This window comes from Caulobacter sp. CCNWLW153 (assembly GCF_036889365.1).
In the GTDB taxonomy this organism is placed as follows: domain Bacteria; phylum Pseudomonadota; class Alphaproteobacteria; order Caulobacterales; family Caulobacteraceae; genus Caulobacter; species Caulobacter radicis.
In genome coordinates this window covers 170195-176423 of record NZ_JBAKFV010000014.1, presented here as the reverse complement: position 1 = coordinate 176423, position 6229 = coordinate 170195, and the positions used below count along the sequence as shown (strand labels likewise).

Here is a 6229-nt window from a genome sequence, read left to right as displayed (position 1 = left end):
CCGATGCCGGGCCTGGTCGTCTCCATGGACGTCGAGGTCGGCCGGCAGGTCCGCGAGGGCGAGGTCGTCTGCGTGCTGGAGGCCATGAAGATGCAGAACATCCTGCGCGCCGAGCGCGACGCCGTCATCAAGGCCGTCAACGCCAAGCCCGGCGACCCCGTCGCCGCCGACCAGGTCCTCGTGGAGTTCGAATGACGTCTGTGTTTAGGTCGCCGTCGAAATCAATCGGGGGATGATTCCATGGACGTGAAGCACAAGCTGTTCGGTTTTTCCGGCCGCATCCGGCGTCTCGACTACTGGCTGCTGAGCATCGGGACCAACATCAGCATCGCCATCGTCGACAGCCTCCAGACGCTCGCGCTCAACGGCTGGGACATCAACGCCCTGGAAAACAGCGACAACCTCGCCAGCGGCGGGATCACGCTGGTTCTCAGCCTGCTGAACTTCTGGATCACCATCGCCCTGATGCTCAAGCGCTGCCACGACCGCGACAAGGGCGGCGGCTGGGTGGCCTTTTTCCTGCTGGTGCCGATCGTCGGCTGGATCTGGGGCTTCGTCGAGCTGGGCTTCCTGGACGGCACGCAGGGGCGCAACCGCTTCGGGCCGTCGCCCAAGGGCATCGGCGGCACCGAAGAGGACGACGTGGCCAAGGTCTTCGCTTGACGCTTCTGGCCTGGAAGCTGCTTGGCTTCTCGGGACGGCTGGTCCGGCGCGATTACTGGCTGCTGGGCCTGCCGGTCTTCGCCGGACTGGTCGCCGTCAACCTGCTGATCCAGGTCAGCGTGACGCCGGGCGAGGCGATCTACAGTCCTCAGGCGGTTCTGCGCCTGGCGCTGTCGGCGCCGCTGATCTGGGCGTTGTACGCGATCACGCTCAAGCGCTGCCACGATCGCGGCAAGGGGCGCGGCTGGCTGCTGCTGTTCCTGGTCGTGCCGCTGGTCGGCTGGGTTTGGAGCCTCGTGGAGCTCGGCTTCCTGCGCGGGCAGGTCGGTTCCAATCGTTTCGGCCCGTCGCCCTATGGCGACGAGAGTCTCGACGAGGTGTTTGCCTGATGACCTTCGCTCAGAAGCTGTTCGGCTTTCACGGCCGTTTGCGACGGCGGGACTATTGGCTGCTGAGCATCCTGGTCTTCGTCGTGGCGCAGGTGCTGGAGTACGGGGTGAGCAGGGTGTCGGGCGTGGCCCTGACCGATCCCCGGATGCTGGCGCTCAGTCTCGTGACCCTGTGGCCCAATCTGGCGATCATCGCCAAGCGCCTGCATGACCGCGATCGCAGCGGCTGGCTGGCGGTCATCGCTTGGCTGCCGACCGTCAGCGGAGCTCTTGCCGGGCAATTCCTGGATCCGCGGCTGCAGATCGCCGAGCAGGTCTTCGCATGGGCGGCCATTGTCTGGGCGTTGGTGGACCTGGGCATCCTGGACGGTACGAAAGGTCCCAACCGTTACGGCGCCTCGCCCAAGGGCCTGGGCGTCCCCACCGACGCCGAACTCGACGAGGTTTTCGCCTGAGGGTGTGACCCGGCGGCGACTTCCGCTGGCGCTCGCCTGCGCCTAGGTTCCGCCCAGAAGAGTCGCGGAGCCTTAGATGAACGGTCGGATCGATTGGGCGGAGCTGTTCCTGTCCTCAACGGGCAGACTGGCGCGCGCGCCGTTCCTGATCGCCTCGGCCGTGCTGATCGGCGTGGCGGTGCTGTACGAGGCCATCGCCGGCGACGTGCTGCGGCTGCTGACCGGGTGGCTCGTCTATTCGGCCCTGTTCTACAGCGGCGCCTGCGTGCTTTCGAAGCGCCTGCACGATCGCGGCCGTTCGGGCTGGTGGGCGGCGCTGGTGCTGGTGGCCCTGGTCGCCGTCTGGCCGACCCCGCAGCACTTCCTCGACTTCGTGTTCGCCCTGGTGATCCTCTGGGCGATCGTCGAACTGGGCGTGATGGGGGGAGAGCAGGGGGCCAACCGCTACGGCCAGCCGCCCTTGAAAGCTCCGGCTATCTAGTCGCCCTGCACAGGCGGGGCGGCGTCCTCGACCGCGCCGAACACCTTGCGGAAGCTGGCCCTCAGGGCCTCGTCGGCCTCGTCCAGTGTCACCGGCAGGCCAAGGTCCACCAGGCTGGTCACCCCGTGCTCGACCTGGCCGCAGGGCACGATGCCGGAAAAGTGCGACAGGTCCGGCTCCACGTTCAGGCTGATGCCGTGGAAGCTGACCCAGCGGCGCAGCTTGACGCCGATGGCGGCGATCTTGTCCTCGCGCGACCAGCCCGCGCCCTTGCGCTCGACCCAGACGCCCACGCGCCCGTCGCGCATCTCGCCGGTGACGTTGAAGGTCGCCAGGGCGTCGATGATCCAGGCCTCCAGCGCCGCGACGAAAGCCCGCACGTCGCGCCCGCGCCGGGTCAGGTCCAGCATCACATAGGCCACCCGCTGGCCGGGGCCGTGATAGGTGAACTGGCCGCCCCGGGCGCTTTCGAACACCGGAAAGCGTTCGGGTTCCAAGAGGTCGGACGTCTTGGCCGAGACGCCGGCGGTGTAGAGCGGCGGATGCTCCAGAAGCCAGATCAGCTCGCCCGCCGCGCCGTCGGCGATGGCGGCGGCGCGGGCCTCCATGGCGGCAACGGCTGCCGGGTAGGGCACGTAGCCGGTCGAAACCGCCCACCCCGCCGGCGCCCCGTCCGGGCGCGACAAATCGGGAAGGCCTTTATCTTCAAGGTTTAACGGGCGATCAAGCATGCGGCCTTAGTCTTGCATGAGCCGGGGCGCGGACATCCCGCCGCTCGGCAACTTCAGTTCCAGGGGCCTTACTTCGTGAGCCAGGTCAACGCCGTCAATGTCGAGATCTCGGTTCTGCTCGGCCGGTCGATCCTGCCGATGCAGCAACTGCTGCGCATGGGCCGTGGCGCGGTGATCCCGCTGGACGCCAAGACCAACGACGAGGTCTGGATCCTGGCCAACAACCACCCGATCGCCCGCGGCGAGATCCAGATCAACGACGATCGCATCGCCATCCAGGTGACCGGCCCGGCCGACGTCTACGACTACATGGCCGGCGGCGCCTGAAGTTCCCTGTGGGTTCTTCGAGATAATCGAACTCTCCTCTTCCCAAAGCCGATTCAGTTTGCTACCTGCCGCGCCTCACCACGAGCGGTCGTGGCGGAATTGGTAGACGCGCAGCGTTGAGGTCGCTGTGGGGCAACCCGTGGAAGTTCGAGTCTTCTCGACCGCACCAGGTGAACTTGCGTAGAGCGCGGCAGGCTTCGGTTTCCGAATCGCCTTCCGCGCTCTAACCATTTTTGGCCAAGGTTTGGGAGCAACCGCCCGCCAAGCTTCGGCTTTCAATCATTCGGATCACGCGCGCGCAGCTCAAGCCTCGCCTAAAGTTCAGGAGGTCCCCATGACCCGGGAAACAGCCGACCTGAGCGAAGAGGCGCGCCACGCCCTGTCCATTCCCGAGCCGGAAGTCGTCGAGGATCTCGAGGACCTGGCGCTCGGCGACGACTACGCCCTCAAGCCCGACTACGTGGAGATGGTGGTCGACGCGGCCGACCGCGGCGACACCGCGCGCCTGTCCGAGCTGGTCGGCGCCCTCGACCCCGCCGACGTCGCCGACCTGATGGGCTTCCTGTCGGCCGCCTATCGCGAGGAGGTCATCCCCGTCCTGGCGCCCCACGCGCTGGGCGAGATCATCGCCGAGCTCGAGGACAACATCCGCGAGGAGGTGCTGGAGGCGACCCCGTCGGTCACCCTGGCCCGCGCGCTGGAGGAACTGGACACCGACGACGCCGCCGACGTCATCGACGACCTGGACGACACCAAGCGCTTCCAGGTGCTGGCGGCCATGGGCGAGACCGACCGGGCGGCCATCGAGACCACGCTGTCCTACGAGGACGAGACCGCCGGCCGCCTGATGCAGCGCGAGTTCCTGGCCGCGCCGCAGTTCTGGACCGTGGGCCACACGATCGAGCACGTGCGCCAGTCGGGCGACAGCCTGCCGGAGCTGTTCTTCGACGTCTACGTGGTCGATCCCTCGTACACGCCCGTCGGCGCCCTGCCGATCAGCCTGCTGCTGACCAGCAAGCTGGAGACCCCCCTGGCCGAGATCATGGAGCCGGTGACCGAGATCACCGTCGACATGGACCAGGAGGAGGTGGCCTACATCTTCGACAAGTACCACCTGATCAGCGCCCCGGTCGTCGAGGCCGGCGGGCGGCTGGTGGGCCAGATCACCGTCGACGACATCGTCGGCGTCATCCGCGAGGAAGCCCAGGAAGACATCCTGGCGCTGGCCAACGTGTCCGACGTCGGCCGCGACGCCAGCGTGGTCGAGATCGTCCGCTCGCGCCTGCCGTGGCTGCTGCTGAACCTGCTGACCGCGACGATCTCGGTCTCGGGCATCGCGCTGTTCCAGGCCGAGATTTCCAAGCTGGTGGCCCTGGCGGTGCTGATGCCGATCGTCTCGTCGCTGGGCGGCAACGCCGGCACCCAGACGCTGGCGGTCGCCGTCCGCGCCCTGTCGAGCAAGGAGCTGACCGCGGCCAACGCCACGCGCATCGTCATGCGCGAGCTTCTGGTCGGCGTCATGAACGGCCTGACCCTGGCGGTCGTCATGGGGGCGGCGGTCTATGTCTTCTACGACAATCCCAAGCTGTCGCTGACCGTGGCCCTGGCCCTGGTGGTCAACATCTTCACCGCCGCCGTCGGCGGCATCCTGGCGCCGCTGGCCCTGGAGAAGATGGGCCGCGATCCGGCCGTGTCGTCGTCGATCTTCGTGACCTTCCTGACCGACTTCGCCGGCTTCTTCTCGGTTCTGCTGATCGCGGCGCTGCTGTTCAACTAGACCTGGCGAATTCTTTCCCCGGGACGGGAGAAGCGACACCAAACGGCGCCAGTCTTGCGCGGGACGAGGCGAGGGCATCCGCCCCTGTTTCAAATTGGGTCGTTTCTCGCGATGAAGCCGCGTCATCAGGTCTCCCGCGCCGCCGTCGATCTCATCAAGAGGTTCGAGGGCTATCGGCAGAAAGCCGCCCAGCTGCCCGACGGCCGCTGGACGATCGGCTACGGGCACACCCTGACCGCCCGGGGCGGCGCCGTCGTCTCGGAACAGGACGCCGAGGCCCTGCTGCTCTACGACCTGATCACCGTGGCCCACGCGGTGAACGAGCACACCTACGCCCCGCTGAACCAGAACCAGTTCGACGCCCTGACCTGCTTCGCGTTCAACATCGGGACCGAGAACTTCATGCGCTCGGGCGTGCTGCGCCGGATCAACGAGGGCTCGCTGCTGCAGGCCGCCTGCGCCATGGAGATGTGGCGCAAGGCCGATTTCGAGGGCGAGCGGATCGTCATCGACGCCCTGGTGCGCCGCCGCGCGGCCGAGAAGACCCTGTTCCTGACCCCGCCCGACGGCCAGTGGGTGCCCGCGCCCAGCCCGGTGCTGCGGCCCAAGGTCGACTACGACGCCAGCTGCGCCGTTCCGAAACAGACCCCGGCCGCCGTCTCGGCCCGGCTGGAGGGCGACAAGGCCGTCGCCGAGCGCGAGGAAGGCCCCGCGCCGCTGACCCCGGCCGTCCCGGAAGAGGACGCCCCCAGCGCCAGCCAGCAGGCCGCCGCGGCCGTCAGCGCCCGCCTGGAAGCCATCCTGGCCGACGAGCCGGTCGTTCGCCCGATCGACAAGCCCGTGCAGGACCTGGCCATGCCGGAGCCTCCGGTCGCCCCGGTTCCCGCCGCCGCGCCCGCGCCGGTGCTGCACGCGCCCGTCGAGCCCGCGCCGACCCTGGAGCCTTTCCGCCTGACGCCGGAAGAGCCGGTCCCGGCCCAGGCCCCGCTGTTCGTGCCCGATCCGCCGGCCGCGCCGGCCCCAATCCCGTCGCAGGTCGAGCCGACCCTGTTCGAGACCGCCCGCGAACCCGCCCGCTCGCCCTTCAATCTGGGCGGCTTCTCGACCAGCGGCGCCGAGGTCGACATCCAGACCCTGGACGTGCCGCTGAACCCGCCCGAGCAGCCGGTGTTCGGCAACGGCAGCCTGCTGGTCAGCCTGGGCCTGCTGGGCCTGGCCCTGTTCGGCGGCGGCGTGCTGTGGAACCTGTCGGTGGCCTCCGACCCCGGCCTGACGGCCGTGCGCATGTTCGGCTGGGGCGCCAGCGTCATCGGCGTGATCTGCTTCGCGGTCTCGGCCTATCTGCTGCTGCGCAAGCTGGGCGGCCCCGATCTCGACGAGGCGTGATCGTCGAACATCGTGGCTGA

General features: G+C 68.3%; 9 protein-coding genes and 1 tRNA gene. 9 read left to right on the top strand and 1 reads right to left on the bottom strand.

The window, feature by feature from the left end; translation table 11 throughout:
• From V6S85_RS20775 to V6S85_RS20755, 5 genes are all read left to right on the top strand, one after another.
• Window positions 1-195 (top strand): acetyl-CoA carboxylase biotin carboxyl carrier protein subunit (locus V6S85_RS20775; protein WP_334350103.1); only part of this gene is annotated, 195 nt, incomplete at its 5' end.
• A 45-nt stretch (window positions 196-240) separates the two neighbouring features.
• Complete coding sequence (locus V6S85_RS20770) at window positions 241-663, top strand: DUF805 domain-containing protein (RefSeq protein ID WP_334350102.1); 423 nt, start codon at window positions 241-243, stop codon at window positions 661-663.
• Complete coding sequence (locus tag V6S85_RS20765; protein ID WP_334350101.1) at window positions 660-1052, top strand: DUF805 domain-containing protein; 393 nt, start codon at window positions 660-662, stop codon at window positions 1050-1052. Before V6S85_RS20770 ends, V6S85_RS20765 begins: the two co-directional genes overlap by 4 nt.
• The gene (locus V6S85_RS20760) at window positions 1052-1507 is read left to right on the top strand and encodes a DUF805 domain-containing protein (protein WP_334350100.1); all 456 of its coding nucleotides are present in this window, start codon (window positions 1052-1054) and stop codon (window positions 1505-1507) included. Before V6S85_RS20765 ends, V6S85_RS20760 begins: the two co-directional genes overlap by 1 nt.
• A 76-nt stretch (window positions 1508-1583) precedes the next feature.
• Entirely contained in the window at window positions 1584-1988 is a 405-nt protein-coding gene (locus V6S85_RS20755; protein WP_116568339.1) for a DUF805 domain-containing protein, read from the top strand.
• Here the strand turns inward: V6S85_RS20755 and lipB are convergent.
• Entirely contained in the window at window positions 1985-2719 is a 735-nt protein-coding gene (gene lipB / locus V6S85_RS20750; protein ID WP_334350099.1) for a lipoyl(octanoyl) transferase LipB, read from the bottom strand. The two genes, V6S85_RS20755 and lipB, sit on opposite strands and share 4 nt — an antisense overlap.
• Before the next feature lie 12 nt (window positions 2720-2731).
• Between lipB and V6S85_RS20745 the strand changes: the two genes are divergently transcribed.
• The 4 genes from V6S85_RS20745 to spmX all read left to right on the top strand — a co-directional run bounded on the left by V6S85_RS20745 (window position 2732) and on the right by spmX (window position 6209).
• Window positions 2732-3046, top strand: a complete 315-nt coding sequence (locus V6S85_RS20745; RefSeq protein ID WP_101719464.1) for a FliM/FliN family flagellar motor switch protein — start codon at window positions 2732-2734, stop codon at window positions 3044-3046.
• 84 nt (window positions 3047-3130) lie between these two features.
• A tRNA-Leu gene (locus V6S85_RS20740) sits at window positions 3131-3215 on the top strand.
• Window positions 3216-3380: 165 nt separating this feature from the next.
• Window positions 3381-4823, top strand: a complete 1443-nt coding sequence (gene mgtE, locus V6S85_RS20735) for a magnesium transporter (RefSeq protein ID WP_116568343.1) — start codon at window positions 3381-3383, stop codon at window positions 4821-4823.
• A 111-nt stretch (window positions 4824-4934) separates the two neighbouring features.
• Window positions 4935-6209, top strand: coding sequence for a lysozyme-family localization factor SpmX (spmX, locus tag V6S85_RS20730; protein WP_334350098.1), 1275 nt, complete (start codon window positions 4935-4937; stop codon window positions 6207-6209).
• The last annotated feature ends 20 nt before the right edge of the window (window positions 6210-6229 follow it).

Excerpts from the sequence above, each read along its gene's own strand:
- V6S85_RS20770 (WP_334350102.1), top strand. The coding sequence starts at position 241 with ATGGACGTGAAGCACAAGCTGTTCGGTTTTTCCGGCCGCATCCGGCGT.
- V6S85_RS20760 (WP_334350100.1), top strand. The coding sequence starts at position 1,052 with ATGACCTTCGCTCAGAAGCTGTTCGGCTTTCACGGCCGTTTGCGACGG.
- V6S85_RS20755 (WP_116568339.1), top strand. The coding sequence starts at position 1,584 with ATGAACGGTCGGATCGATTGGGCGGAGCTGTTCCTGTCCTCAACGGGC.
- lipB (WP_334350099.1), bottom strand. The coding sequence starts at position 2,719 with ATGCTTGATCGCCCGTTAAACCTTGAAGATAAAGGCCTTCCCGATTTG.
- mgtE (WP_116568343.1), top strand. The coding sequence starts at position 3,381 with ATGACCCGGGAAACAGCCGACCTGAGCGAAGAGGCGCGCCACGCCCTG.
- spmX (WP_334350098.1), top strand. The coding sequence starts at position 4,935 with ATGAAGCCGCGTCATCAGGTCTCCCGCGCCGCCGTCGATCTCATCAAG.